Here is a 24302-nt window from a genome sequence, read left to right as displayed (position 1 = left end):
GCTGGCCTATGCGGAATAGCGCTGGAAAATCAGCGTGGCGTTGGTGCCGCCAAACCCGAATGAGTTCGACAGGACAGTGTCGATCTTCGCGTTGTCGATGCGCTTGCGTACGATCGGCATGCCCTCGAATTCCGGATCGAGCTCCTCGATATGGGCGCTCTCGCCGATGAAGCCGCCCTGCATCATCAGGATCGAATAGATCGATTCCTGCACGCCCGCCGCACCCAGCGAATGCCCAGTGAGCGACTTGGTCGAGGTGATGTAAGGCATCTTGTCGCCGAACACCTCGCGGATGGCGCCCATTTCCTTGGAATCGCCGACCGGTGTCGAGGTGCCGTGGGTATTGATGTAGTCGACCGGGGTCGAGACGGTGGCAAGCGCCTGGCGCATGCAGCGCACCGCGCCTTCGCCCGACGGCGCCACCATGTCGTAGCCGTCGGAGGTCGCGCCGTAGCCGACAATCTCGGCATAGATCTTGGCGCCGCGCGCCTTGGCGTGCTCCAACTCCTCCAGGATCAGCACACCCGCGCCGCCGGCAATGACGAAACCATCGCGGTTGACGTCATACGCGCGCGAAGCGGTGGATGCCTTGTCGTTGTACTTCGACGACATCGCGCCCATGGCGTCGAACAGGTCCGACATCGTCCAGTCGAGGTCCTCGTGGCCGCCGGCGAACATCACATCCTGCTTGCCCCACTGGATCAGCTCATAGGCATTGCCGATGCAATGCGCCGAGGTCGAGCAGGCCGACGAGATCGAATAGTTGACGCCGTGGATCTTGAACCAGGTGGCCAGGGTGGCCGAGGCCGTCGACGACATTGCCTTTGGCACGGCGAACGGGCCGATGCGCTTCGGGCTATTGTTCTTGATCGTGGTCTCCGCCGCCTCGACGATGGTGCGCGTCGACGGACCGCCCGAACCCATCACGATGCCGGTGCGCTCATTGGTGATGTCGTTTTCTCCCAAGCCGGCATCGGCGATCGCCTGGTCCATGGCGACGTGGTTCCAGGCAGCGCCCTGGCTCAGGAAGCGCATGGCGCGGCGGTCGATCATCGCGGTCGGATCGAGCGTCGGCGCGCCCCAGACCTGGCAGCGGAAGCCGTGTTCGGCGAAGGAATTGGAAAAGCTGATGCCGGATTTTGCATCGTAAAGCGAGCTCTGCACCTCATTGGCATTGTTGCCGATCGACGACACAATGCCGAGCCCTGTCACCACGACCCGTCTCATTCGCAACTCCTTCCGGCGTATTCGGGCGGAAAACCTAGCCGGTTTTCGCCCATGATCATACGCAAATAAACTGACCTGGCGTCCATTGGGTACGCGGACGCCGTGGCGAAAACGGTCAGGCGGCCGACTGCTTGGACAGGCCGACCTTCAGATCCGTAGCGGCGTATATGGGTTCGCCATCCGCCTTGAGCCAGCCGTCGGCGATGCCGAGCACCAGTCTGCCACGCATCACACGCTTGAAGTCGACACCGTATTCGACCTTCTTCACCGACGGCGTCACCATGCCCTTGAACTTCACCTCGCCGGTCGAAAGCGCCATGCCCTTGCCCGGCTCGCCAAGCCAGCCGAGATAAAAACCCGTCAGCTGCCACATGGCGTCGAGGCCGAGACAGCCCGGCATGATCGGATTGCCGATGAAGTGGCAGGCGAAAAACCACAGGTCCGGCTTGATGTCGAATTCGGCACGGATGAAGCCCTTGTCGAAAGCGCCGCCGGTCTCGCTGATCTCGGTGATGCGGTCGAACATCAGCATCGGCGGGTAGGGCAACTGGGCGTTGCCTGGCCCGAACAGGTCGCCGCGGGCGCAGGCAAGCAGTTCCTCGTAATCGTAGCTGGACTTTTGATCCGCCATTAAACTTCCGTCCCCGTGTTCTTCGCGGGCGGCAGGGCGCCCTTGTCGGTGGTTTCCTAACACACTCTGTTTGCGGCCGGAAACCGGCGTTTGCGCTTAACGCGTGCGCCTGCTCGGGTCAATGCGCGCTATTGATCGCATTCGGACTACAGAATATATGTCGATTGGTGTCCGGTTTTGGCTTTTGACGTCTTTTTGCCATCCTGGACCTGTTGATGGGCTGGGCAACAAGCTTCGAAGCGAAGATGGATTCGGGCTACCGGAAGGAAAATGTCGCTGTGGACAAGCGGGTTCGCGAAGCCGGCCTGAGGCCGACGCGCCAGCGCATCGCGCTGGCCGATCTGCTTTTCGCCAAGGGCGACCGCCACCTTTCGGCCGAGGAACTGCACGAGGAGGCGATCGCCGCCGGCGTGCCGGTTTCGCTGGCGACGGTCTACAACGCGCTGCATCAGTTCACCCAGGCCGGCCTGCTGCGGATCCTGGCCGTCGAAGGTTCGAAAACCTATTTCGACACCAACACCTCCGACCATCATCACTTCTACATTGAAGGCGAGAACCGGATTTTCGACATCGAAAGCGGACCGGTCACCGTCTCCAACCTGCCGGCACCGCCGGAAGGCATGGAGATCGCCAATGTCGACATCGTCGTGAGGCTGCGCCCGAAGCGCGTCGACTGATCCCGTGGTGATGCGGCCCGTCGATCTGATCGTCCGGTTTGAGTGGGTCACCGTCGCCGCGTTGGCCATCGTTTGCTACGCGATGTCCGGCTTTTCCTGGTGGCTGTTTGTGCTGCTCATCCTGGCGCCGGACCTGTCGATGCTGGGCTACCTCGCCGGGCCGCGCCTCGGCGCCGTCACCTATAACGCCCTGCATATCCTGATTGCCCCGCTCGGCCTTCTGCTCGCGGGCGCGTTGCTTGCCGGCCCGGTCACGACCGCCGTGGCGCTGATCTGGATCGCGCACATCGCCGTCGACCGTGCCCTCGGCTACGGCCTCAAGCTGCCCACCGGTTTTCAGGATACGCATCTCGGCCGCATCGGTCGCGACCGCAATCGCACGGCCGGTTAAAGCACGTCTCCCGAAAGTGGGAACCGGTTTCGGGATAAAGACATGCGCAAAATCAAAAATCTAAAGCGCATGGAGCGAATCTGAAAGATCGCCACGCACTTTAGGGTATGTTGAATTCAGGTCAGCCCGGCATCGCCTGGATATCGACACGCCTAGTTCTTGAATTTCTCGCCGGGGTAAGCGCCCCACACCTGAGACTGGGCCATCCAGCCAGTATGGCCGTCGAAAGTCATTTCGCACCATTGGCCGTCGCATTTCTTGATCGACCCGATCACGCCCGGCTCGATGATGGCGACGACACCGGCGTCCTTGTCGGGTTCGTTGAGCAGGTTGACCTGCCCGCCCTTGCCGCGCTGCCAGGGTGCGACGATCGCGGTGCGGCGGCCGGAGAGCAGCGATTGGTTGATCCAGCCTTCCGACCCGTCGGCGTCGCGCACGCGCCGCCAGGTGTCGAATTCCTGGATGATTTCCATCGGCAGCCCGGCCTTCATATACATCCAGTTGACCGAATAATTGGCGCCGGGGCCGACGCGCGAATTGACGCGGGCCGGCTTCAGGCTGACGAATCGCGGCAGCGGCAGGCCGCTCGGGCCGAGCGTCACCGTCTGCGCGGGTGCGGCCGCGCTCTGCGCGAATGCCTGCGGCGCGCAGAGGAGTGCGCCAAGAATGGCCGCGCTGAAGGCCAGGCGAAGCGACGCGAAACCAGACACTTTCGTTCCTTTCGGCGCCGGTCCGTCGGGAAGAGCGCCCCTTTTTCTTTGTCTTCGGCGGCACCGCTTGTTACAGGAGTGGGCTGATGCCGCGACTGGCTACAAGTTTCGCCGGTCTTGGTTAAAGAGGTCTCAACAAGATCGGTTTCGAGAGCATGATCCCGAAAAGTGGGAGCCGGTTTTCGGAAAAGATCATGCTCCAAAAAAGAGTAGGATCGGGAAGTCGATTCGACGAAACGTCATCCTGATCGAGGAAGCTTCGGGGATAAAATGGCAGGCAAAAAACGGCCCCTCGTCGTCATCACGCGCAAGCTGCCCGACCCGGTTGAGACCCGCATGCGCGAGCTGTTCGACGCGCGGCTGAATGTCGAGGACCGGCCGATGACGCAGCCGGAACTGGTCGCGGCGGTCAAAGAAGCCGATGTGCTGGTTCCCACCATCACCGACCATATCGATGCCGCGCTGATCGCCCAGGCGGGCGAAAACCTCAAGCTGATCGCGAATTTCGGCAACGGCGTCGACAAGATCGATGTCGCGGCGGCGGCCAAGAAGGGCATCACCGTTACCAACACGCCGAATGTGCTGACCGAAGACACTGCCGACATGACCATGGCGCTGATGCTCGCGGTGCCGCGGCGTCTGGCCGAAGGCGCCAATGTGCTGACCGGCGACAAGAAGTGGGCGGGCTGGTCGCCGACCTGGATGCTCGGCCGGCGCATCTGGGGCAAACGTCTCGGCATCGTCGGCATGGGCCGCATCGGCACGGCGGTCGCCAAGCGGGCCAAGGCCTTCGGCCTGTCGATCCACTACCACAACCGGCACCGTGTGCTGCCGGCGGTCGAGGAGGAGCTGGAGGCAACCTATTGGGAAAGCCTCGATCAGATGCTCGCCCGCATGGACATCATCTCGGTCAACTGCCCGTCGACGCCGGCGACGTTCCATCTGCTGTCCGGCCGTCGCCTGGCGCTGATGCAGCCCTCGGCCTACATCGTCAACACCGCGCGCGGCGACATCATCGACGAGGAATCGCTGATCAAGCTCATCCATGACGGCAAGATCGCCGGCGCCGGCCTCGACGTATACGAGCACGAGCCGGCGCTGAACAGCAAGCTGTTGAAGCTTGCCGCCAAAGGCAAGGTGGTGCTGTTGCCGCATATGGGCTCGGCCACGCTCGAGGGCCGCATCGACATGGGCGAGAAGGTGATCATCAACATCCGCGCCTTCTTCGACGGCCACCGCCCGCCGGACCGCGTTCTGCCGCTCAGGACCTGAAAGGGCGCTAAAAGTCCAGCTTCATCATGACCCATTGATTTGGGCCACTTCTGCCGCCGTAAGGCACCCAGGGAAGGCTCTCCGCTGGGGCGAAGCCGAGCCTCCGGTAGACGGAGATCGCATCGAGGTTGGTGTCTTCGACAGTCAGGCAAAGGCCCTTGGCGCGGACCGCTTCTGCCAACTCGCCGGCATGCGAGAGCAGCCGTCCCGCCAGTCCCTTGCCGCGATATTCGGCATAGACAGCGATCGCGAGGATCGACCAGTAACCGACGAGCCGAGTTTCCAGAGTCACGAGCGGCATCAAAGCAGGTGAGATTTCCGCCCCATAGTCATCAACCGGCCCAAGCAGTTCGCCGACCAATCCTCCGGCGATCACACCCTCGACCTCAACGAGATATGCCTTGGAAAAATGATATGGCGAACCGGGGTCGGCGGATGCGGCGCGCCGTGCCGCCTCCAGCACAGCGTGATCCCCTCCGCTGTTTTTGATCCAGCTATCGAGATCGATGCCATGCCCGGCAATGTCGACGACCGCCGCGACATGCAGCGCGTCGTTTTTGGTCGCCGGGCGAATGACGACATTCATGCCGGCCTATCATAGGTATTTGGGACCAGATCGATCGAGCCGTTCGTGTCGACGACTGTCCTGCTGTCTCGAAAGCCATCAAACCGGTCCCGCTCAAGCCGCACGGCCATAGGCGTTTCCCAGCCCATTTCCCGGGCGGAGATCAGGCCGAGCAGCAGGATCGCGTCCGGCTCGTGCAGCACCAGGGCGGCCGGCGCCCGACCGTTGTGGACCAGCTCCATCAGCACCGCCGATGCCGATGACGAGCCGATGGTGCCCGGCAGAAACAGCACCTTGCCCGCAATGACCTCGCCATGCTGCGGATGGCGGACATCGGCGATGCGTCCGGTCTTGGGGTCGACTCCGCCCCAGAAGCTGATCGGCGCCGTCAGCACCAGCGCTTCGCCTTCGCCTGCCTTCCCCGGCACCAGGATTTCGGCTGGGGCGCTCATGCGGCGATATCCGTGAAGACCGGCCTGCCGAGGACTGCGCTTTCGACGCAGTCGGCAAGCGAGGCGTAGAGCACCGCGTAGCCGGTGTTGCCCGGCGCGTAATGCGCGAACTTGCCCGAATTGGTCATCAGCACGCCGTTGCCGAGGTCCGGCATGATCGGCGTCACCACAACACAAGTGTCGGCCACGATGACCACGCCGCTGCCTTCGAGTCTCTTTCGCCCACCGTCCTGCTCCAGCAGGGCGAGCGCGTGGCGGCCGGTGCAGGCATAGATCGGCACGGCAAGCCGCCGTCCTGCGATCAGCCGCTCCAGGCTGTCGAGCTCGGCAGGCGACAGATGCGGGCTGCCGATCGCCACCGCATCGATGGCTTTTGGCGCAGCCGCGGTCGACAGGCCGCCGCGGGCCTTCGCCACCATCTCGGGCGTCACGCGGATCACCGCCTCCGGTTCCGGCGCGGCCAGAATGGTTTCGGCGTCGGGGGCCTCGGGTGTCACGCCGGCGATGTGGAACAGGCCTACCGCGCCGGACGACGCGGCGGCCGCGCCGAAGGCCTTCAGCGCGTCCTCGCCGGGGTGACCGGCCACGCCGGTGACCACACCGATTGCGTTGCCCACCTCGCGGCCGTAGAGGCTGCCCAGAACAGGCCAGGCGATCTCCGAGGCAAGGAAGGACGGCGACAGGCCCGAGACGTCGAACACGAGCCGCGCCCGGCGGTTGTCAGGCCGGTGCAGGCCGTAGTCCGGCGCGCGGCCGGTGATGGCGCAGGCAATGTCCAGAAAATCGCCATAGCGGTTGGTGCGCGCGCCCAGCACCGAATTGCAGAAGACGACCGCGTTGGACTCGCCCCAGGCGACGTCGCTGCCCTGTGCCGGCCGGTGTCCGGCCTGATAGGGGGCACAGGTCCAGCTCTGCTCGCAGCCGAGCTTGCGATAGGCCTCCATCATCCGCCGCGCCATGCCGCGCCGCGGCTCTTCGAGACGAATGCGCGAGCAGCCCATGAGGTCGAGCGCTCCGACATTGAGCGTCGAGCGCACCGCGACCTTGGCGCCGCCTTCGACCAGCCTCTCGGCGAACAACGTGCCGGAATCACCGTGGTACAACGCGCCGTCGATATGGGTGGAAGCGATCGGGATGAGGCGCGGCGCGCCGAGCAGGCGGGCGCTTTCGGCAACAATGCGCATCGCCATGCCTGCACCGTCCTGGCCGGCGGCGATCGCCTGTTCTTCCGGGCTGAGTGAAAGGCTCAAGTCAGCACCTTGCGCATGGTGATCGAGGTCGGCCTGTCATAGCCCTCATGCGCCGTGCGCCCGGCCTCGCGAAAGCCGAGCCGGGCGAAGGCTGCATGGTTTGCGGTCAGTTCGATGCGGGTCTGCAGCTCGATGGCATCCTTGCCGCGTTCGCGGGCAAGATCCTCGACCGCCCGCATCAGCAGGGTTCCGATGCCCTGGCCCTGCAGCTCCGGCTCGACCGCCAGCTTGCCAACATAGAAATCCCGCGCCCGCTCCAGCGCGAAAACGCAACCGACGAAGCGGCCGTTCTCGACGGCCAGAAACCCCGTCTCCTTTTTCGCTTTCTCCGCAAGGCTGTCGGCGGTCAGAAGATGCGCCGAGGACGGCGGGTCGATGACGCCGTCCATATAGGTGAAGGCGCGCCGGATCAGCGCGAGCAAGTCGTCCCATTGGCCAAAATCAGCAGGAAGCCCGACTTTGGAGATGCCGACGGTCTGGTCCATTGTCAGACGGCCTTGTAGCGGATGGTGTCGAAACGGGCCGTGAGCCCGTCATAGAGCAGCAGCCGGCCGATCAGCGGCTCGCCTATACCGGCAATCAGCTTGATCGCTTCCATCGCCTCCAGCGTGCCGATGACGCCCGTCAGCGCGCCGACGATGCCGGCAACGGCGCAGGACGGCACCAGCCCTTCGGGCGGTGCCTCCGGGAACAGGTCGCGATAGCTGGGGTTGCGCTTGCCATCGGCACCTGTCTCGAACGGCTTCAGCACCGTCACCGAGCCGTCGAAGCGACCAACGGCCGCGGTGACAAGGGGTTTCTTCTCGCTGGCACAGGCATCGGCGACCGCGTAGCGCGTCTCGAAATTGTCGGAGCCGTCGACGACGACATCGTAGCGGGCGACAAGGGCAGGGGCGTTTTTGTCGGTCAGCCGCAGGCGATGCGCTTCCACCGTGACGTTGGGGTTGATGCGCATGATCGCCGCCGCGGCGCTGTCGGTTTTGGCCATGCCGATCGTATCGCCGCCATGGATCACCTGCCGCTGCAGATTAGATAGCGAAACCGTGTCGTCATCGACGATGCCGAGCGTGCCGACGCCGGCCGCGGCAAGATATTCCAGCACCGGCGCGCCGAGCCCGCCGGCGCCGACCACCAGCACCCGCGCCCGTTTCAGCTTCTGCTGGCCCGCCCCGCCGATCTCGGGCAGCACGATGTGGCGGGCATAGCGTTCGAGCTCTTCGTCGGTCAGGGCGGCACTGGTCATGGCCGGACCATATCGCCGGCAAGCAGCTTTGTCATTCGCTGGCAGGCAGTGGACAGCTTTGGCCCTTCAAGTGTCAGGCGGTCGGCTCGACGCTGCCATGATCGACCGTCAGGAACTGCGCCCGCCCGGCGAGGCTGGAAAACAGAGCCGCATCCGTGCCGGTCATGAAGGCCTGGCAATTCAGCTCCTCGAGGATGGAGAACAGCGCCGCGCGCCGGCCGGCGTCGAGATGCGCGGCGATCTCGTCCAGCAGCAGGATCGGCGTCAGCCCCGACATCTCGCCGGTCAGCCTGGCATGCGACAGCACGATGCCGACCAGCAGCGCCTTCTGCTCGCCGGTCGAGCAGAGTTCCGCCGGCATCGACTTCGGTCGGTGCCGCACCACGAGGTCGGAGCGATGCGGGCCGTCCAGCGTGCGGCCGGCGGCGCGGTCGCGCTCACGGCCATTGGCAAGGGCAGTGCGATACTGCTCCTCGACATCGACCGCCGCTGCGCTGCCGAGCGCGGTCTCCAGATCGCCGGCAAGGCTGATGTCGGCCTGCGGAAACGGTCCGCTACCGGGCAATCTGTCGATCATGGCTGCAAGCAACCGCACCAACTCGGCCCGCGCCGCCGCGATCGCCACCCCGGTCTCGGCCATCTGCGTCTCGATCGCGTCGAACCAGGCGCCGTCGCGCGAGCCTTCGGTAAGCAGCCGGTTACGGCCGCGCATGGCTTTCTCATAATCGAGCGCGCGCTGGCCGTGGCCGGGGTCGATCGCGAGCACCAGCCGGTCGAGGAAGCGGCGGCGGTCAGCCGCCGGCCCGGGAAACAGCCCGTCCATCGCAGGTGTCAGCCACACGACCCGCAGCCATTCCAGCATGTCTTCGGCCGATCGCGCCGGCGCTCCGTTGATGCGCACGCGCCTGCCGCCTTCTCCGCTGGCATCGCCGCCGGAAATGCCGGTGCCGATCTCGACCTCGCCTTCCGGCCCCTCGATGCGCGCATACAAGGCGAAGCCGCCATCGCCGCCTTCGCGCGCCACATCAGCATAGGGCGCGCGGCGCAAGCCTCGGCCCGGTGTCAGAAACGAGATCGCTTCCAGGAGATTGGTCTTGCCGGCGCCATTGTCGCCTGACAGCACCACCGCGCCGGGCGCAAGCTCAAGCGACAGCGCCGCATAGTTGCGGAAATTCGTAAGTGTCAGCTTACTTATATGACTTTGCTGCCGAAGCTGTTTCGCATCCGCGGTCACGACGATACATCAGGTCCGTTAGAGCAATTCCAGGATAAGTGCACGGCGGTTTTCCGTCCGGAATTGCGTCGACAGAGACCTAGACCCGCATCGGCATCAGCACGTAGAGCGCCGTTTCGTCGGCCATATCGTGGATCAGCGTCGGCGAGCCGGCATCAGCCAGCATGAACTTGGCCTCCGAACCGGTGAGCTGGGCCGCGACGTCGAGCAGATATTTGGCGTTGAAGCCGATCTCGATCGGGTCCGACGAATAGTCGGCCGCCAGCTCCTCGGTGGCGCTGCCCGAGTCCGGGTTGTTAACGGCCAAGGTGAGCTGGCCGTCATTGATCGAAAGCTTCACAGCCCGGCCACGTTCGGAGGAAATGGTCGAAACGCGGTCGACGGCCGCGGCAAAGCTCTGGCGATCGATGATCAGCTTCTTGTCGTTGCCGGTCGGAATGACGCGCTGATAGTCGGGGAAGGTGCCGTCGATCAGCTTCGAGGTCAAAACGACGCTGCCGATGGTGAAGCGGATCTTGGTGTCCGACAGTTCCGTCGTCACCGCCACGTCGGGATCGTCGACCAGCTTCTGCAGCTCGCTCACCGTTTTGCGCGGAATGATGATGCCAGGCATCCCTTCGGAGCCTGCCGGCGCGTCGATCTCGGCGCGCGCCAGGCGGTGTCCGTCGGTCGCCACCGAACGCAGCTTCAGTTTGCCGCCGACCTCATGCGTGTGCAGGAAGATGCCGTTGAGATAATAGCGTGTCTCCTCGGTGGAGATGGCGAATTGGGTCTTGTCGATCAGCCCCTTGAGCGCCGCCGATTCCAGCCGGAAGATGTGCGAGAACGAACCGGCCGAAAGCTCCGGAAAGTCGGATTGCGGCAGGCATTGCAGGCGGAAGCTCGAGCGGCCGGAAGTGACGGTCATCGCATTGCCGTCCTCGTCCGTTTTCAGCATCACCTCGGCGCCGTCGGAAAGCTTGCGCACGATGTCGTAGAGCAGATGCGCCGGCACAGTCGTCGCGCCGCCGCGTTCGACCTTGGCGGGCGTCGCCTCGGTCACTTCGAGATCGAGGTCGGTGGCCTTCATCTCGAGGCTGGCGCCCTCGGCGCTGAGCAGCACGTTGGACAGGATCGGAATGGTGTTGCGCCGCTCGACCACGCGGTGCACGTGGTTGAGGGACTTCAGGAGATTTGACCGTTCCAGGATAACACGCATGACGAACAGGCTCGCTTCAATGAAAGAACGGGTCACCGGCAGGCGGCGTTCCCGCGAAAGCTCTGAAAGGCTTTCAGAATCTCTGTAAGCTGACAGTAAAAAGCCCGCGAACGCAAGCCCGCGGCACCGGTTACGGCCGGCAGCGCGGGCTTTCTGGGGATAAAGCCGGCGAACGGCGCCGTCGACCGTTTTCGAGCCGCTCAGGCCTGGTCGTTGATCAGCCTTCTCAGCAGTTCGAGCTCCTGCGCCAGCGTGTTGTCGCCGCCCGAAAGATCCTCGATCTTCCGCACCGCATGCAGCACGGTCGTGTGGTCGCGGCCGCCGAAACGCCGCCCGATCTCCGGCAGCGAGCGCGGCGTCATCACTTTCGACAGATACATCGCCACCTGTCGCGGCTTGACGATGGTGCGCGTGCGCCGGTTGGACAGAAGCTCCGTCTTCGACACGTTGTAATGGCGCGCCACGATGCGCTGGATGTCCTCTATGCGCACCCGCTTCGGCTCGCCCGAGCGGTAGATGTGGCCGAGAATCTCGTCGATGCGATCGATGGTGATCTGCGGCTCGAAAGACTGACGGAACAGAAGCTGGTTGAAGGCGCCTTCGAGCTCGCGGCCGCTGCCGGTCACCGTGCGGGCGACATGCTCCAGAATCTCATCCGAGATATCGAGCGAAGTATCATCGGTCTTGGCGGTGGCGCGGCGCAGCTTCAGCATGCCAAGCCGCATGGCGAAATCCGGCGCCGACATTTCCAGCGCCACGCCGCCATTGAGGCGTGAACGCACGCGCGGCTCGAGCGATTCCAGTTCCGACGGCGGCCGGTCGGCCGCGACCACGACCTGCTTGGCGCTGTCGAGCAGCATGTTGATCAAGTGGCAGAACTCGTGCTGGATCGACTTGCCCTGCAGGAACTGCATGTCGTCGATGATCAGGAGATCGATGTCGCGCAACTGCTCCTTGAGCGTCAGCGCGTTGTTGTCGCGGATCGCGGTGGCGAAGCGCCACATGAAGTATTCCGCGGTCAGATAGACGACACGCGACTTGGGGTTGTGCCGCAACGATTCCGCCGCGATCGCCTGCAACAGGTGCGTCTTGCCGAGCCCGACGGTCGCATGCAGGAAAAGCGGGTTGAAACGCACCGCGCTCGATTGCGATTCCGCCACCGCCCTGGCCGCCGCGAAGGCCACCCTGTTCGACGGTCCCTCAATGAAGGAGGCGAATGTGTAGCGCGGGTCGAGCGGCGACCCCAGCACATTGTGACGAAACTCCGGTTCGGCGGAAGCCCCCTGGCGGGGTGCCGGCGCGCGTTGTTCCACGCGTCCGGCGCTCGCGGTGCCGTTGGCGAGTGCGGTATGCGTCTGCTTGGTCATCTTGCGCGACGGCGCGATCTCCGGCTCGACAGGATTGCGCCCCTGGCGCGTCGCCGTGCGCACAACGATCTCGATCTTGAGGACGTCCGGATCCTCATGCCGCCACAGCTCCGCGATCAGCTCGAGATAATGGCCGTTGATCCAGGAGCGCAGGAAGGCCGTGGGCACGGAGATGCGGACAATGCCACGGGAGGCCTCGGCAACCTTCATGCGGCCGAACCAGCTCGAATAGACCTCAGCCCCGAGACGTGCCTTCAGCTGGGTCTTGACCCGCTCGAACTTCTGTTCCGCGTCGCTGGATGCCGCCACGTCGTGCCCCCCGACAAATGTTGCTGGAAATGGAAGCTCACCCGCGATCTCCCTTTCAATGCCGCTCTGCATCATCAACGTTCCTTGTCTTCTCGTACCCTTTTCTACCGGGGATGCGCCTCCTGCATCCTTGTTCCGGCGACCCTCATTGCCGCGCCGCCACTGCCGCCGCCGGCAATGATCGTCGCAACGCGCGCAGGGAACCGTCTGCCGGCTCCGCACGCCGGCTTCCGACAACGACAAGGCAATACCTCACCTTCCGGCGAAAACGCCGGCGAGACATCGACTGCCATGTACAATTACGCCAGTCCCCTACCCGCACCGAAGAGACAAAACCAAGCCGCGCGCGGAATTGCTCCACGTCATGAATTCTGCCATTTTGTGCTGGCCGATTCAGGCTGGGTCAGGGGCTTAGTGCCCGTCCCTTCGATGAATGGACATTACCGAAATCGCTGTGGACAGGGCAAGGCCACGTCTAACGGATTTTTAACGAATCTGGTTACCGGACGGGGTTTGAAATCGGCTGCCGCGACGGCACGTTTTGCCAAAGCCATTGTGATTCAAACCCTTTTCCGACGAATATGAAAAAGGCCGCCCGAAACGAAATATTTTGAAATAATTCTCTTGACAGCTACTTCTCCCCCGCCGCCCGATGGTGCGTTGAACAAGCTGTGGATGACCGCGTGTAAGTCTTTGAAAAAAATGTAGATTTTCTGACAGGGGAATTCAGACAGGTGCCGCGTGGGAGGCGCGCAGATATAAGCGGCGCTGTATATGCCGGCAAAACAATAGCGGCATTGGAATCGCCTAACAAGTGCAGCCTGTGAGCAAACTTTTTAAGTACTTGCCGGCAAACGAAAAAACCCGGCCTGTACGGCCGGGTTCAGTATCGATGGAGTGAAAGTGGAAGACGGTCAGGCCGACAGCGTCTTGACCCGCTGCGCCAACCGCGAAACCTTGCGGGAGGCCGTGTTCTTGTGAACGACACCCTTGGTGGCGGCGCGCATCAATTCCGGCTCGGCCGCCTTGAAGGCTTCGACCGCCGCGGCCTTGTCGCCGGCGGCCAGCGCCTCTTCGACCTTGCGGACATAGGTGCGCACGCGTGAGCGGCGGTTCTTGTTGACCGCGGCGCGGCGGGCGATCTTGCGCGTAGCCTTTTTGGCCGAGGAAGTATTGGCCATGATGCCTCTCTTCTGATCTGGTGAACGCCAGCGATGTCGCAGGGCGCAAAAAACAAACGGGCAGCCACGGGCCGCCTCGGTTGGTGCGGCTTATAGTTCAGGTTTTCCGACGCGTCAACGCCGCTTTGCGGTCTTTTTGGAGAAGTTCCAATGCATGTTGCGCAAATGTGCGCGGCGGTTTTGGGACAACGACATGCATCAAGAAATAGAGCCTAGCTGTGCCGCCGGAATAAACGTCCGCGCCGCGCACTTCAGCGATTGGTGAAATTGGGCTTCCGCTTCTCGACGAAGGCGGCCATGCCTTCTTTCTGGTCGTCGAGCGCGAACAGCGAATGGAACAGCCGGCGCTCGAAGCGCAGCCCCTCGGCAAGCGTCGTCTCGTAGGCGCGGTTGACGGCCTCCTTGGTCATCATGACCGAAGGCAGTGAGAACTCGGCGATCTTCGCCGCAGCCTTCAGCGCTTCCTCGGTGAGGTCGGCCGCCGGCACCACCCGCGAGACCAGTCCGCAGCGCTCAGCTTCGGCGGCGTCCATCATCCGCCCGGTCAGGCACATGTCCATCGCCTTTGACTTGCCGACGAAGCGCGTCAGTCGCTGCGATCCGCCCATGCCCGGCATGACGCCGAGCGTGATTTCGGGTTGGCCGAACTTGGCGTTGTCGCCGGCAATGATGAAGTCGCACATCATGGCCAGCTCACAGCCGCCGCCGAGCGCATAGCCCGCGACCGCCGCGATGATGGGCTTGCGCGCGCGCGTCAGTTCCTCCCAGCCGACGAAGAGGTCCTGCGTGTAGGCGTCGACGAAGGCGATCGCCTGCATTTCCTTGATATCGGCGCCGGCGGCAAACGCCTTCTCCGAACCGGTGAGCACCATGGCGCCGATGCCGGCATCGGCGTTGAAAGCGTTCACCGCCGCGACGACTTCCGCCATCACCTGCGAATTGAGCGCATTGAGCGCCTTCGGCCGGTTCAGCGTGATCAGCCCGACCTTGCCGCGTGTCTCGACGAGAATGGTTTCATAGGTCATGGCGTACGTCTCCTCGCTTCTTTTGGAGAGACCGGTCTAGCTCACCGCTGACAGGTGCGGCAATAGAAGGTCGATCGGCCGCTTTGCACGATGCGCTCGATTTGTCCGCGGCAGCCCGGCTTCGGACATGGCTCCCCCTCGCGATCATAGACCGCGAAGGAATGCTGGAAATAGCCGAGCGATCCATCGGCCTGCACATAGTCGCGAAGCGAGGAGCCCCCGGCGGCGATCGCATCGGCGATGACCGAACGGATCGCTTGCGCCAGGCGCTCGCTTTGGTCCTTCGCTTTCCTGGCCGATCCGGCGAGGGTGCCGGCTTCGCGCAACGGCGACAGGCCGGCGCGCCACAAGGCCTCCGCCACATATATATTGCCAAGTCCGGCGATCAGCCGCTGGTCGAGCAGCGCCGCCTTGAGCGGCGACCTGCGATCCTTCAGCAGCGAGGCGAGCAGTGGACCGTCAAGCGCATTGCCGGTTGGCTCGATGCCGAGCCCCGCCAGCATCGGATGGGTGTCCGGCGCCCCTTCGGCAAACAGCATGAAGCCGAAGCGGCGTGGGTCGTTGAAGATGACGCGCGATCGCTCGCCCTTTTGCGAGACGACGTCGAACACGACATGGTCGTGCGCGGCACTTTTCGAACGCTCGTGATGGAAGGTGCCGGGGATGTCGCCGCCCCCTGTGGCTTCGACGCGGAACGATCCCGACATGCCGAGATGGCAGATCAGCACCGGACCGTTTTCGATATGCATCGTCAGATATTTGGCGCGTCGGCCGAGCGCCGTCACGGTCTTGCCGGTAAGCCGCTGCGAAAAACGCGCGGGAAAGGGAAAGCGAAGGTCGGGCCTGCGTGCCTCGACCTTGACGAGCCGCGCCCCCTCCAGCACCGGCTGCAGCCCGCGCCGGACGGTCTCGACTTCAGGCAGTTCCGGCATGGCCGCCTATCGTTGCAAGGAAGGAGGTACCATGACGGCCAGGCGCCAGGCCGAGGTGATCCGCGACGGTTTCGCCTATATCGGCGAAGGTTGGCCTCAACCCGATGTCGCCGCCCCTCAGCCCCGCACCGATGCCGAACACGGGAACGCGCTCGCGGGTGTGGTCGGTGCCGCGCCAGGTCGGGTCATTGCCGTGATCGGCGGTCAGGATGAGAAGATCGCCAGGCCTGATGCGCGACAATGCCTCCGGCAGCCGCCGATCGAACGCTTCGAGCGCGCCCGCATAGCCGGCGACGTCGCGCCGGTGGCCGAACTCGGTATCGAAGTCGACGAAATTGGCGAAGACCAGGTCGCCTTCGCCGGCATCGTCCATGGCACCGAGCGCCTTGTCGAACATTGCCATGTTGCCACCGGCCTTGCGCACCTCGGAGATGCCGCGATGGGCGAAGATGTCGCCGATCTTGCCGACGGCGATCACCTTGCTGCCGCGGCCGGTCAAACGGTCGAGCAGGGTCTCCTCCGGCGGCGGCACCGCATAGTCGCGGCGGTTGTGGGTGCGTTGGAACGTGGCCGGCGTCTCGCCCACGAAGGGACGCGCGATCACGCGCCCGATCCTCAGGGGATCGACCAGCCGGCGCACTGTCAGGCAGAGCGCGTAAAGCCTGTCGAGGCCGAAGTGCGTTTCATGCGCGGCGATCTGCAACACGGAGTCCACCGAGGTATAACAGATCGGCTTGCCGGTGCGGATGTGCTCCTCACCGAAGCGCTCGATGATCTCGGTTCCCGGCGCATGGCAATTGGCAAGGATTCCCGGCACCTTGCCCTCGCGGATGATCGCCTCGGTCAGATCGGCTGGAAAGGCAGGCACCGTATCGGGAAAATAGCCCCAGTCGAAACGCACCGGCAGGCCGGCGATCTCCCAGTGGCCGGAAGGCGTGTCCTTGCCGCTCGACACTTCCTGGGCGGCGCCATGGAAGGCCGAGGCGATCAGCGGCGCGTCAATGCCTGGTCTCAGTCCCGTTGCGGTTTGCGCCGCCCGGCCAAGCCCGAGCGACATCATATTGGGCACCGCGAGCGGTCCGTTGCGCAGCCCTTTCCGATCGGCCCGACCGTCGGCGCAGGCCTGAACGATATGTCCGAACGTATTGGCGCCGGCGTCGCCATAGTGTTCGGCGTCGGCCGCGCCGCCGATGCCGAAAGAATCGAGAACGAACAGGAAAGCGCGCGACATGGGTATCGTTGTTGTCAGTGTTGGCTCCCAGACATAAGGTTCGTCGGCGGCGTTGGCAAATCGGAAACCAAACCGCAACCGCTTTGCGCCATAGTTGCGGCGAGGCGCGGATCCGGCGGGAGCAAGGCAGGTATGGCTAGGCGCGGCAAAACCGCGGCAATGCAGGCCGCGAAGCTATGCGCGGTCGCTCTCGCGGCATTCGGCGCGGCCTCCTTGCCGGCACGCGCCGACTGGCGGGACGACATCGGCACGTTCCGCATCGGCATCGTCGCCGAGCCGGGCGGCGGCAACACCATCCCGGGGCTGGCGCGCCTGACCGACGCCTATGCCAATGCGCTCGGCATGAAGGTGGAGTTCGTCGTTGCCCGCGACTACGCGGCGCTGATCGAGGCACAGGCGAGCGGGCGCGTGCAGTACGCGGTCTATTCGGCTCTCGCCTATGCGACGGCCTCGGAGCGTTGCGGCTGCGTCGAACCGCTGGCCGCGCCGGTCGATGCCGACGGCGCCGTCGGCATCCGTTCCGTCCTGGTGACGCGCGACGGAAGGCTCACCGACCTTGCGGCGATGGCTTCGCGCCGGATCGCGATAGCGCAGGCCGGAAATGTCGGTGCGCTGCTGCCGCTGGCGGCGCTCTCGGCCCAAGGCGTCAAAATCGCGCAGGATTCGCCCTTCCTGGCGCGCGCGGTGTCGGCGACGGCCGCCGAGACGATGCTGAGCGGCGGCGAGGCGGACGGCCTGTTCGGCTGGGAACCGGTCGATGCCGGTGGTCAGCCCACCCATGCCGACGGCACGGTCGCGCGGCTGGAGGCTGCCGGCATCCCGGGCGCGTCGCTTCGGGTGTTATGGACCTCGGGCTTGTTGCGCTACGGCCCGCACGCCGTCCGCAGCGATCTCGATCCCGAGGCAAAGCGCCGGCTGACGGTTTTCCTGACCAATCTCAAGTCCCAGACGCCTGACGTGTACGACCTGCTGGAATCGACGCATTCCGGTGGCTTTGTGCAGGCCGCACCGAAAGACTATGCGATGGCTCTGGCGATCGTGGAGCGGCAAACGGCCGGAAAGGAATAGTTCGTCAGCAGTCGCTGCAGGGAATCGTCGGGCTCCGGCGAGGCCGCAGGTAATAGGTTTCGCTCATCGATATGTTGCTGAAGGCCGAGGTCAGCCCAAGCGCCTGCGAATTGCTGGCCGACCAGGCGATGATCGGTTTGTAGCCGAGGTCGCTTTCCACGCGGATGAGGAAGGTATTGCGGATTTTCAACGTCGCTGGGACCGTGGTGACGCTGTTGACAGCCGCGTCGGCGCTGTAGGTGGTGCCTACCAATTTGCGTGACCATGCCACCAGCACTCTTGGTGTCGTCTCGTCCGTGATCTGGATGGCGGTGATGATGATCGACGGCGTCGAGCGGTTATAGGGCCGCAGCGTCGATGTGCCGATTTGCATGATCGCGTCGAGGTTCGCCTTCGCCACCGCCTGCTGTTGCGTGACGAGATCGGCCACCATGCTGCCGATACGGCTCACCTTCTTGCTGGTTTCGATGGCCTGCGAGGCTTCCATCGTGATGAAGTACATGATCAGCAGCACCGGCACGATGAAAGCGAACTCGATTGCCGCGACGCCGCGGCGATCGCGGCAAAACCGCTCCGCTTTCGCAGAAATCCCGCGCAGTGCCCCCGCACTAGACATATCATCCTCCACGCCGCGGTCTTGGCCGCCGAGCCGTCTCAATTGTCGTCGAATGGTTCGTTCTGCCAAGTCACCGATGCGAAATGCAGCGTGGTGCCATCGGTGAAATTGGCCATCTGTTTGGCCAGGAGATCGGTCATCACCGGCCATTTGTAGAATACCCGCAGCATGTTGATGGATTCTGCCAGCCCGGGTGCAACCGTGAAGTTCGTGTCGCTTCCCCCTTGCGTCAGAATGATCTGGTTGCCCGATATCCTGAAGCCTGCGCTGGCGGCGTTCGCAAAGCTCGAATATTCGCGCAGATCGACCTGCAATCCCGGGCAGTTCTGGGCCACTATGATCTGCAGGCGGCTGCAGATCAGCTGTTTTATCGAAGAGTCGGTGACGTTGCTCTTTTGCAGCTGTCCGGTCCGCAACTGACGCGCAACGTCATCGGTGACGTTGGCCATCACCTCCTGGCCGGCGAACGAAATGCAGCTCTCAAGGATGGCGAAGACCAGAAGCGCGAACGGAATGGCCAGCATCGCGAATTCCATCGCCGTGCTGCCGCGCCTGTCGCTGAAGAAGCCCGGGCGGGATTTGGCGCGCGCCTTGCTGTCCGTGCCGTCGCCGGATGTGGCATCCTTGCTCATTTTATGTTCCTGCCGATCCCCATTTCGGTACCGGCGGCAAGGTTAGAGAAAACCCATTGAGGTCCGGTTTTGATGATCGTTAAATTCGCCGGGACACCTTTAAGCTGTCTTTAACGCCTGCTGGTTTCGGCATCCGTTGGGATTAGTGCGACGCGCTCATTTCCGCTTCGGAAGCCTTCTCGGCCTCGGTCTTGAACGCGCTCTCGCAGTAGGGCGTGCAGGACATGGTCTGGACTTCGGCGCGTCTGTAGATGCGTACCGAGGAAGCTGCCTGTCGCACCACGGTCACCTGTTCATCGATGATAGGGCTGCCGTCGGAGTCGAGCACCACCAGATTTGTGACGCCGAAACCCTTACCGGTGAGAACGATGGTCGAGGCATCCTGGACCGAGGCGTCGGCGATCGCCGGATTGCCGACGACGACCGTGTCGGCCGCGCGTGACAGTTTGATGATCTTTGCCTGGTTCATGGTGACTTCTACGCCTGTGCCGGCTTTCGCCGGCATGACCAAGGCGGCAGTTGCCAGCAGCGCGGCGACTGGAAACAGCGATCTCGACAAGGTCATGAAGCGCTCCCGGTGGGCAGATTCTTCAACGGAACATGAACGAGATTGGTGAACCAACGGTTAAGTCGGGCCTGGTCACGATGAACGATTGGCTTGTCTCACGCATCGCGCATCGAGGGCGTTCGCTGTTTTAGCAATATTGCGGGAGCCGCTGGTTTGCGCTGTTTTGCGGGGCTCGCGGGCTGGCCGACAATGCTTAGGCGGCGGTTAACCACGCAACGCGTTCAGCACGGGAAAGGAATCGGTAAGGCTGTTTATTAAGCCGATTGAAAGGGCTTCTCCCTAGATTTGCAGCATCCGATCAACCGCAAAGAGAAGTTGACGGAAGTGCTGTAACACGTGGAGTAGGAGCTCTCGAATGTCTAATCTCATTGCACGTTTCGTGAAGGACGAATCCGGCGCGACCGCCATCGAATACGGTCTGATCGCCGCCCTCATCGCGCTCGCCATCATGGTTGGCGCTACCCAGCTCGGCGGCGCGCTGAACGCCAAGTTCGCGTCCATCGCGACCACGCTCAACGGCGCCACGGCTCCGTAATAGGCCGCGATATCGCGCCTTTTCGACAAGAGAAAAAAGGGCCGCCAACTGGCGGCCCTTTTCATGCCGTCGGCCGGTTTTGATCGTCCGGCCTCATCGATCGTTAATCCAGCGCGCCTAGGATGCCGCTGGAAAACCTGCCACGGGCACGCCGCATCCATGCTTGAAGCCGTGATCTTCGTCGTCTTTCCCTTCTGCATGTTGTTTGCTGCGATCTCGGACACCTTGTCGATGACGATCGCCAACCGCGTTCCCGTGCTCCTTGTGGCGACGTTCGCGCTTGTCGCGCCGCTCACCGGTATGGACTGGGCAACCTATGGCTGGCACTTCGCCGCCGGCGCCCTCGTGCTTGCGGTGACGTTCGGCCTTTTCGCGCTCGGCGGCATGGGCGGCGGGGACGCCAAGCTTCTGGCCGCGACCGCTCTATGGATGGGCCTCAACATCAACCTGATCGGCTATCTGGTGACATCGGCCTTCATCGGAGGCCTTTTGACGATCGCAATCGTTGCCTACCGGAAATCGCCGCTGGCGATGTATACCGGCCATAGCCGGTTTCTGCGCTATTTCGCCGACGAGAGCGTGGGCATCCCTTATGCCGTCGCGCTTGGCGCCGGCGGACTGATCACCTTCCCGGATTCGCCGCTGATGGTCTGGGCGCTGCAGACGCTCACGACTTAGGTTTCCAGGACATCGATTGCGGCGATCCCGGGCGGCATAGCCGCTTTTTTGTCAGATCCAAAGGCGGCCTGGCCGCCTTTTTTGTTAACGCCGGCGCCGTTCCATCTAATTTGAGTAAACCTTAAATTAATCACGATCGTAAGCATTGCATTAACCTTGTTTTGACGATTGCAGCTGCAAAGTCCGGCCTGGCGAGGTGGTTTGCCTCGAGGCGAAGGGTTTCGGACGAATGCCAGCATCCCGATTGATAATTCTCAGCGTGGCTGCGGTCGCGGCGGGTGGCGCGGGCTATGTCGCGAAGAACATGGTCGTGGCGCCGCCGCCCCAGGTCGTTGTCGATGCGCCCAAGCAGCCGGCGATCGCATTGCAGGAAGTGCTGGTGCTTTCCGGCGACGTGGCGATGGGCAGCCAGCTCGGCAATAACATCAGTTGGGAAGAATGGCCGGCCGACGGCATCAATGCCAATTTCATCACCCGCGCCGCCGAGCCTGATGCCGTCGAAAAGCTCAAGGGCTCCGTCGCGCGCGTCGCCATGTACACGGGCGAGCCGCTGCGACGCTCCAAGCTGGTCGGCGAGGGCCAGAGCTTCATGTCGTCGATCCTGCCTTCCGGGATGCGCGCCGTCGCGACCGCGATATCGGCCGATACGTCGGCCGGCGGCTTCATCCTGCCAAACGACTTCGTCGACGTCATCATGACCCGCCGCGCCGACACCGGCAATGGCGGCAGCGGCTTCAACACCTCGACGATCCTCAAGAACATCCGCGTGCTGGCTATCGACCAGACCATCCAGGAGGACGAGGAGGGCAAGAAGACCAGGGTCGGCCAGACCGCGACGCTGGAGCTGACGCCGCAACAGGCCGAGATCATCACGGTGGCGCAGCAGATGGCGGACCGGCTCACGCTGGCGCTGCGTCCGATCACCGACATCCATGAAAAGAGTACGGACGAAGCCGACTATCTGGTCAACGGCAGCGGCCGGCGCGGAACGGTGCGGCTGATCAAGTCGGGTGAGGTTTCCGAGGTGGGAGCAAGGAAATGAGGCTCAACGCTAAACTGCTTCCCTTCCTGGCGGCCGCGACGATCGGCTTGTTCCTGTTCGGCGCCAACGCTCCAGGACTGGTCGAAGCCAGGGCAGCGAGCGCCGGCGTATCGGCTTCCGTCGCCACGCAGCGCGTCAAGCTCGGCCTCAACAAGTCCGTGGTCATCGACCTGCCGAGCGACGCCTACGACATCCTTGTCGCCAATCCGGCGGTTGCCGATGCCGTGACCCGCACAGCGCGGCGCATCTACCTGTTCGGCAAGGCGGTCGGCGAGACCAACATCTTTGTTTTCGGACCCAATGGCGAGCAGATCGTCAGCCTCGACCTGGCCGTCGAGCGCGATGTCGCCGGGCTGGAGGACTATCTGAAGCGCTTCATCCCGTCCTCGCAGATCAAGGTCGAGCTGCTGAATGACAACGTCGTCCTGACGGGTATGGTCGACACGCCGCTCGATTCCAAGCGGGCCGTCGACCTGGCAACCATCTTCGTGTCAGGCGGTGAAGCGACGACGGGTCAATATTCGCAGACTGCCGCCGGCGGCTCGGTCAACGGCGGCGTCGACATCAACAACCCCGACCAGGAGCGCCGGACCTCCAAGATCGTCAACCTGTTGCAGATCATCGGCGACGATCAGGTGACGCTCAAGGTGACGGTCGCCGAAGTCAGCCGCTCGGTGATGAAGCAACTCGGCGTCAACATGGTGGGCAGCGGCAGCGCCAACGGCATAACCTTTGGCGCCACCGTCGACACCTATCCCGGCCTCGGCAAGCCACTGTCCGATTCGGGCCTCGGCATCAAAAGTTCATCCCTGCAAGGCACCATCAACGCCATGGAACAATCCGGCGTCATGAAGACCCTGGCGGAGCCGACACTGACGGCCGTGTCGGGCGAGAAGGCGACGTTCAAGGTTGGTGGCGAATACAACATGGTGAGCACCGTCACCAGCAACAAATCGACAGACAATCAGACTGGCGAAAGGACATGGACGGCAGACAAGGTCGAATACGGCATCGGGTTGGAGTTCCAGCCGGTGGTGTTGTCTGCCGGCCGTATCAGCCTGAAGGTAAGAACCGCGGTTTCAGAGCCGACTACGGAAGGCTCGTTCGCGTTGGGCGACACCAACATCATATCGCTGCGCAAACGCTTGGCGGATACGACGGTGGAATTGCCTTCCGGCGGCTCGATGATGATCGCCGGCCTCGTCCGCGACGATGTCCGGCAGGCTGTCGACGGCTTGCCGGGGCTGACAAAAATTCCGGTGCTCGGCACGTTGTTCCGCAGCCGCGATTTCGTCCGCAACGAAAGCGAGCTCGTCATCATCATCACGCCCTATCTGTCGCGCCCCGTGGCGCGCAACGACCTGGCCAAGCCGGATGACAATTTCAATCCAGCGAGCGACGGCGCCGGCATGTTCCTCGGCCGCGTCAACCGCGTCTACGGCACCATGCAGACCGACAGGCCGCCGGGCCGCTATCACGGCGTCGTCGGCTTCATCTACAAATGAGTGGGAATGCGGATATGTCCAAGTCAGCATCGAAGGTCATGACCGTCCGGACAGCATCCGGTATCGTAAGGATCCGTCGGCGGATGGTCCCGGCGCTGGCGATCGCCCTCGCGGCCTCGCTCGCCGGCTGTGCCAATCGCGACAGCATCACGGTCGGGTCAATCCCGGACGATTATCGCACCACCCATCCGATCGTCATCGCCGAGAAGAACCAGAAGATCGACCTGCCGGTCGGCGCCGGCGATCGCGGCATGACGGGCGCGCAGCGCGATGCGCTGCTCGGCTTCCTCGACGGCTACGACAAGAGCGCCGCGCCGACGCTGACGATCGCGATCCCGGCCGGGTCAGCCAACGAGCTTGCCGCCCGCTCGGCCGGCCGCGATTTTGCCAGGCTCGCCATGGCGGCCGGCGTCAAACGCAACCGCATCGTAATGACATCCTATCAGTCGGCCGTGCCGGAGGCATCCGCGCCGGTGCGCGTCGCCTTTGTCGCGGTGCGGGCCCAGACCGACAAATGCGGCCGTTGGCCAGATGATCTGACGGAGACGTCCGAGAACAAGCACTATGCCGACTTCGGCTGCTCCTATCAGAACAACCTGGCGGCCCAGGTGGCCAATCCCAACGATCTGATCGGGCCGCGCAAGCAGTCCGAAATCGACGCTGAGAATCGCGGCGCGGTGATCGACGTCTACCGGGCGAGAGGCATCTCGGACGAGTTCCTCGGCAACTCGGAAGTGACTTACTAAGCCGCGCCGGACGACGA

General features: G+C 63.5%; 28 protein-coding genes. 9 read left to right on the top strand and 19 right to left on the bottom strand.

Annotated features, from left to right (window positions below; genetic code table 11):
* Positions 1 to 6: 6 nt before the first annotated feature.
* Both fabB and fabA read right to left on the bottom strand, forming a co-directional pair.
* Positions 7 to 1227 (bottom strand): beta-ketoacyl-ACP synthase I, encoded by a 1221-nt coding sequence (gene fabB / locus EN869_RS21000; protein ID WP_127227624.1) that lies wholly within the window; start codon positions 1225 to 1227, stop codon positions 7 to 9.
* Positions 1228 to 1342: 115 nt separating this feature from the next.
* A complete protein-coding gene (fabA, locus tag EN869_RS20995; RefSeq protein WP_040985924.1) occupies positions 1343 to 1858 on the bottom strand; it encodes a 3-hydroxyacyl-[acyl-carrier-protein] dehydratase FabA in 516 nt (171 codons plus the stop codon).
* Positions 1859 to 2103: 245 nt separating this feature from the next.
* On the opposite strand from fabA, the gene irrA reads away from it, so the two are divergent.
* Positions 2104 to 2535, top strand: a complete 432-nt coding sequence (irrA, locus tag EN869_RS20990; RefSeq protein ID WP_127227842.1) for an iron response transcriptional regulator IrrA — start codon at positions 2104 to 2106, stop codon at positions 2533 to 2535.
* Between the two features lie 10 nt (positions 2536 to 2545).
* On the top strand, positions 2546 to 2926 hold the full coding sequence (locus tag EN869_RS20985; protein WP_127227623.1) for a DUF4260 domain-containing protein: 381 nt from the start codon (positions 2546 to 2548) through the stop codon (positions 2924 to 2926).
* A gap of 152 nt (positions 2927 to 3078) precedes the next feature.
* Here EN869_RS20985 and EN869_RS20980 read toward each other — a convergent pair whose 3' ends face one another.
* Positions 3079 to 3636, bottom strand: a complete 558-nt coding sequence (locus EN869_RS20980) for an SH3 domain-containing protein (RefSeq protein ID WP_127227622.1) — start codon at positions 3634 to 3636, stop codon at positions 3079 to 3081.
* 270 nt (positions 3637 to 3906) lie between these two features.
* Between EN869_RS20980 and EN869_RS20975 the strand changes: the two genes are divergently transcribed.
* Positions 3907 to 4908: a D-glycerate dehydrogenase gene (locus tag EN869_RS20975; RefSeq protein ID WP_127227621.1), complete on the top strand. Its 1002-nt coding sequence runs from the start codon at positions 3907 to 3909 to the stop codon at positions 4906 to 4908.
* Between the two features lie 7 nt (positions 4909 to 4915).
* On the opposite strand, the gene EN869_RS20970 is transcribed toward EN869_RS20975, so the two are convergent.
* The 12 genes from EN869_RS20970 to EN869_RS20915 all read right to left on the bottom strand — a co-directional run bounded on the left by EN869_RS20970 (position 4916) and on the right by EN869_RS20915 (position 16895).
* The gene (locus EN869_RS20970; RefSeq protein WP_127227620.1) at positions 4916 to 5494 is read right to left on the bottom strand and encodes a GNAT family N-acetyltransferase; all 579 of its coding nucleotides are present in this window, start codon (positions 5492 to 5494) and stop codon (positions 4916 to 4918) included.
* On the bottom strand, positions 5491 to 5925 hold the full coding sequence (locus EN869_RS20965; RefSeq protein ID WP_127227619.1) for a DUF126 domain-containing protein: 435 nt from the start codon (positions 5923 to 5925) through the stop codon (positions 5491 to 5493). The genes EN869_RS20970 and EN869_RS20965 overlap by 4 nt, the downstream gene beginning before the upstream one ends.
* Positions 5922 to 7175, bottom strand: a complete 1254-nt coding sequence (locus EN869_RS20960; RefSeq protein ID WP_127227618.1) for an aconitase X catalytic domain-containing protein — start codon at positions 7173 to 7175, stop codon at positions 5922 to 5924. The genes EN869_RS20965 and EN869_RS20960 overlap by 4 nt, the downstream gene beginning before the upstream one ends.
* Positions 7172 to 7660, bottom strand: coding sequence for a GNAT family N-acetyltransferase (locus EN869_RS20955; protein WP_127227617.1), 489 nt, complete (start codon positions 7658 to 7660; stop codon positions 7172 to 7174). The genes EN869_RS20960 and EN869_RS20955 overlap by 4 nt, the downstream gene beginning before the upstream one ends.
* A 2-nt stretch (positions 7661 to 7662) precedes the next feature.
* Positions 7663 to 8418, bottom strand: coding sequence for a molybdopterin-synthase adenylyltransferase MoeB (locus EN869_RS20950; RefSeq protein WP_127227616.1), 756 nt, complete (start codon positions 8416 to 8418; stop codon positions 7663 to 7665).
* 73 nt (positions 8419 to 8491) lie between these two features.
* Positions 8492 to 9652: a DNA replication/repair protein RecF gene (gene recF, locus EN869_RS20945; protein ID WP_127227615.1), complete on the bottom strand. Its 1161-nt coding sequence runs from the start codon at positions 9650 to 9652 to the stop codon at positions 8492 to 8494.
* A 79-nt stretch (positions 9653 to 9731) separates the two neighbouring features.
* Entirely contained in the window at positions 9732 to 10850 is a 1119-nt protein-coding gene (gene dnaN, locus EN869_RS20940; protein WP_040994017.1) for a DNA polymerase III subunit beta, read from the bottom strand.
* A gap of 200 nt (positions 10851 to 11050) precedes the next feature.
* Positions 11051 to 12598 (bottom strand): chromosomal replication initiator protein DnaA, encoded by a 1548-nt coding sequence (gene dnaA / locus EN869_RS20935; RefSeq protein WP_127227841.1) that lies wholly within the window; start codon positions 12596 to 12598, stop codon positions 11051 to 11053.
* An 842-nt stretch (positions 12599 to 13440) separates the two neighbouring features.
* The gene (gene rpsT / locus EN869_RS20930; RefSeq protein ID WP_040985913.1) at positions 13441 to 13707 is read right to left on the bottom strand and encodes a 30S ribosomal protein S20; all 267 of its coding nucleotides are present in this window, start codon (positions 13705 to 13707) and stop codon (positions 13441 to 13443) included.
* 251 nt (positions 13708 to 13958) lie between these two features.
* Entirely contained in the window at positions 13959 to 14732 is a 774-nt protein-coding gene (locus tag EN869_RS20925; RefSeq protein WP_127227614.1) for an enoyl-CoA hydratase, read from the bottom strand.
* Positions 14733 to 14773: 41 nt separating this feature from the next.
* Entirely contained in the window at positions 14774 to 15664 is an 891-nt protein-coding gene (gene mutM, locus EN869_RS20920; protein WP_127227613.1) for a bifunctional DNA-formamidopyrimidine glycosylase/DNA-(apurinic or apyrimidinic site) lyase, read from the bottom strand.
* Positions 15648 to 16895, bottom strand: coding sequence for a phosphopentomutase (locus EN869_RS20915; protein WP_127227612.1), 1248 nt, complete (start codon positions 16893 to 16895; stop codon positions 15648 to 15650). Before EN869_RS20915 ends, mutM begins: the two co-directional genes overlap by 17 nt.
* A gap of 159 nt (positions 16896 to 17054) precedes the next feature.
* Here EN869_RS20915 and EN869_RS20910 point away from each other — a divergent pair, with 159 nt between their 5' ends.
* A complete protein-coding gene (locus EN869_RS20910; RefSeq protein WP_127227611.1) occupies positions 17055 to 17963 on the top strand; it encodes a PhnD/SsuA/transferrin family substrate-binding protein in 909 nt (302 codons plus the stop codon).
* Positions 17964 to 17967: 4 nt separating this feature from the next.
* Here the strand turns inward: EN869_RS20910 and EN869_RS20905 are convergent, their stop codons facing one another.
* From EN869_RS20905 to EN869_RS20895, 3 genes are all read right to left on the bottom strand, one after another.
* The gene (locus EN869_RS20905) at positions 17968 to 18579 is read right to left on the bottom strand and encodes a TadE/TadG family type IV pilus assembly protein (RefSeq protein ID WP_127227840.1); all 612 of its coding nucleotides are present in this window, start codon (positions 18577 to 18579) and stop codon (positions 17968 to 17970) included.
* 38 nt (positions 18580 to 18617) lie between these two features.
* Complete coding sequence (locus EN869_RS20900) at positions 18618 to 19211, bottom strand: TadE/TadG family type IV pilus assembly protein (RefSeq protein ID WP_127227610.1); 594 nt, start codon at positions 19209 to 19211, stop codon at positions 18618 to 18620.
* Between the two features lie 142 nt (positions 19212 to 19353).
* On the bottom strand, positions 19354 to 19776 hold the full coding sequence (locus tag EN869_RS20895; protein WP_127227609.1) for a pilus assembly protein N-terminal domain-containing protein: 423 nt from the start codon (positions 19774 to 19776) through the stop codon (positions 19354 to 19356).
* A gap of 358 nt (positions 19777 to 20134) precedes the next feature.
* Between EN869_RS20895 and EN869_RS20890 the strand changes: the two genes are divergently transcribed.
* Positions 20135 to 20314: a Flp family type IVb pilin gene (locus EN869_RS20890; protein WP_127227608.1), complete on the top strand. Its 180-nt coding sequence runs from the start codon at positions 20135 to 20137 to the stop codon at positions 20312 to 20314.
* A 159-nt stretch (positions 20315 to 20473) separates the two neighbouring features.
* Complete coding sequence (locus tag EN869_RS20885) at positions 20474 to 20992, top strand: prepilin peptidase (protein ID WP_127227607.1); 519 nt, start codon at positions 20474 to 20476, stop codon at positions 20990 to 20992.
* Here the strand turns inward: EN869_RS20885 and EN869_RS34505 are convergent.
* Positions 20989 to 21138, bottom strand: a complete 150-nt coding sequence (locus tag EN869_RS34505; protein WP_167498528.1) for a hypothetical protein — start codon at positions 21136 to 21138, stop codon at positions 20989 to 20991. The genes EN869_RS20885 and EN869_RS34505 overlap by 4 nt on opposite strands.
* An 83-nt stretch (positions 21139 to 21221) precedes the next feature.
* Between EN869_RS34505 and cpaB the strand changes: the two genes are divergently transcribed.
* The 3 genes from cpaB to EN869_RS20870 are packed head-to-tail and all read left to right on the top strand — an operon-like array spanning position 21222 to position 24285.
* Positions 21222 to 22034 carry a Flp pilus assembly protein CpaB gene (gene cpaB / locus EN869_RS20880; RefSeq protein WP_127227606.1) on the top strand — a complete coding sequence of 271 codons (813 nt, stop codon included), beginning with the start codon at positions 21222 to 21224 and terminating at the stop codon, positions 22032 to 22034.
* Positions 22031 to 23539 carry a type II and III secretion system protein family protein gene (locus EN869_RS20875; RefSeq protein ID WP_127227605.1) on the top strand — a complete coding sequence of 503 codons (1509 nt, stop codon included), beginning with the start codon at positions 22031 to 22033 and terminating at the stop codon, positions 23537 to 23539. The genes cpaB and EN869_RS20875 overlap by 4 nt, the downstream gene beginning before the upstream one ends.
* 14 nt (positions 23540 to 23553) lie before the next feature.
* Positions 23554 to 24285, top strand: coding sequence for a CpaD family pilus assembly protein (locus tag EN869_RS20870; protein WP_127227604.1), 732 nt, complete (start codon positions 23554 to 23556; stop codon positions 24283 to 24285).
* The last annotated feature ends 17 nt before the right edge of the window (positions 24286 to 24302 follow it).

The sequence above is a fragment of the Mesorhizobium sp. M2D.F.Ca.ET.226.01.1.1 genome (assembly GCF_004022705.2).
Classification (GTDB): domain Bacteria; phylum Pseudomonadota; class Alphaproteobacteria; order Rhizobiales; family Rhizobiaceae; genus Mesorhizobium.
Note: the sequence above shows the minus strand (reverse complement) of the source record. Positions and strands in the feature narration are given on the sequence as shown.

Bases quoted from the DNA above. Each gene is read 5' to 3' on its own strand.
- EN869_RS20970 (WP_127227620.1), bottom strand. From the start codon at position 5,494: ATGAATGTCGTCATTCGCCCGGCGACCAAAAACGACGCGCTGCATGTC.
- EN869_RS20975 (WP_127227621.1), top strand. From the start codon at position 3,907: ATGGCAGGCAAAAAACGGCCCCTCGTCGTCATCACGCGCAAGCTGCCC.
- dnaA (WP_127227841.1), bottom strand. From the start codon at position 12,598: ATGCAGAGCGGCATTGAAAGGGAGATCGCGGGTGAGCTTCCATTTCCA.
- EN869_RS20905 (WP_127227840.1), bottom strand. From the start codon at position 18,579: ATGTCTAGTGCGGGGGCACTGCGCGGGATTTCTGCGAAAGCGGAGCGG.
- EN869_RS20965 (WP_127227619.1), bottom strand. From the start codon at position 5,925: ATGAGCGCCCCAGCCGAAATCCTGGTGCCGGGGAAGGCAGGCGAAGGC.
- EN869_RS20950 (WP_127227616.1), bottom strand. From the start codon at position 8,418: ATGACCAGTGCCGCCCTGACCGACGAAGAGCTCGAACGCTATGCCCGC.
- mutM (WP_127227613.1), bottom strand. From the start codon at position 15,664: ATGCCGGAACTGCCTGAAGTCGAGACCGTCCGGCGCGGGCTGCAGCCG.
- EN869_RS20985 (WP_127227623.1), top strand. From the start codon at position 2,546: ATGCGGCCCGTCGATCTGATCGTCCGGTTTGAGTGGGTCACCGTCGCC.
- fabA (WP_040985924.1), bottom strand. From the start codon at position 1,858: ATGGCGGATCAAAAGTCCAGCTACGATTACGAGGAACTGCTTGCCTGC.
- fabB (WP_127227624.1), bottom strand. From the start codon at position 1,227: ATGAGACGGGTCGTGGTGACAGGGCTCGGCATTGTGTCGTCGATCGGC.
- EN869_RS20875 (WP_127227605.1), top strand. From the start codon at position 22,031: ATGAGGCTCAACGCTAAACTGCTTCCCTTCCTGGCGGCCGCGACGATC.
- rpsT (WP_040985913.1), bottom strand. From the start codon at position 13,707: ATGGCCAATACTTCCTCGGCCAAAAAGGCTACGCGCAAGATCGCCCGC.
- irrA (WP_127227842.1), top strand. From the start codon at position 2,104: ATGGATTCGGGCTACCGGAAGGAAAATGTCGCTGTGGACAAGCGGGTT.
- EN869_RS20910 (WP_127227611.1), top strand. From the start codon at position 17,055: ATGCAGGCCGCGAAGCTATGCGCGGTCGCTCTCGCGGCATTCGGCGCG.
- cpaB (WP_127227606.1), top strand. From the start codon at position 21,222: ATGCCAGCATCCCGATTGATAATTCTCAGCGTGGCTGCGGTCGCGGCG.
- EN869_RS20895 (WP_127227609.1), bottom strand. From the start codon at position 19,776: ATGACCTTGTCGAGATCGCTGTTTCCAGTCGCCGCGCTGCTGGCAACT.
- EN869_RS20955 (WP_127227617.1), bottom strand. From the start codon at position 7,660: ATGGACCAGACCGTCGGCATCTCCAAAGTCGGGCTTCCTGCTGATTTT.
- EN869_RS20915 (WP_127227612.1), bottom strand. From the start codon at position 16,895: ATGTCGCGCGCTTTCCTGTTCGTTCTCGATTCTTTCGGCATCGGCGGC.
- dnaN (WP_040994017.1), bottom strand. From the start codon at position 10,850: ATGCGTGTTATCCTGGAACGGTCAAATCTCCTGAAGTCCCTCAACCAC.
- EN869_RS20885 (WP_127227607.1), top strand. From the start codon at position 20,474: ATGCTTGAAGCCGTGATCTTCGTCGTCTTTCCCTTCTGCATGTTGTTT.
- EN869_RS20870 (WP_127227604.1), top strand. From the start codon at position 23,554: ATGTCCAAGTCAGCATCGAAGGTCATGACCGTCCGGACAGCATCCGGT.
- EN869_RS20925 (WP_127227614.1), bottom strand. From the start codon at position 14,732: ATGACCTATGAAACCATTCTCGTCGAGACACGCGGCAAGGTCGGGCTG.
- EN869_RS20900 (WP_127227610.1), bottom strand. From the start codon at position 19,211: ATGAGCAAGGATGCCACATCCGGCGACGGCACGGACAGCAAGGCGCGC.
- EN869_RS34505 (WP_167498528.1), bottom strand. From the start codon at position 21,138: ATGCTTACGATCGTGATTAATTTAAGGTTTACTCAAATTAGATGGAAC.
- EN869_RS20890 (WP_127227608.1), top strand. From the start codon at position 20,135: ATGTCTAATCTCATTGCACGTTTCGTGAAGGACGAATCCGGCGCGACC.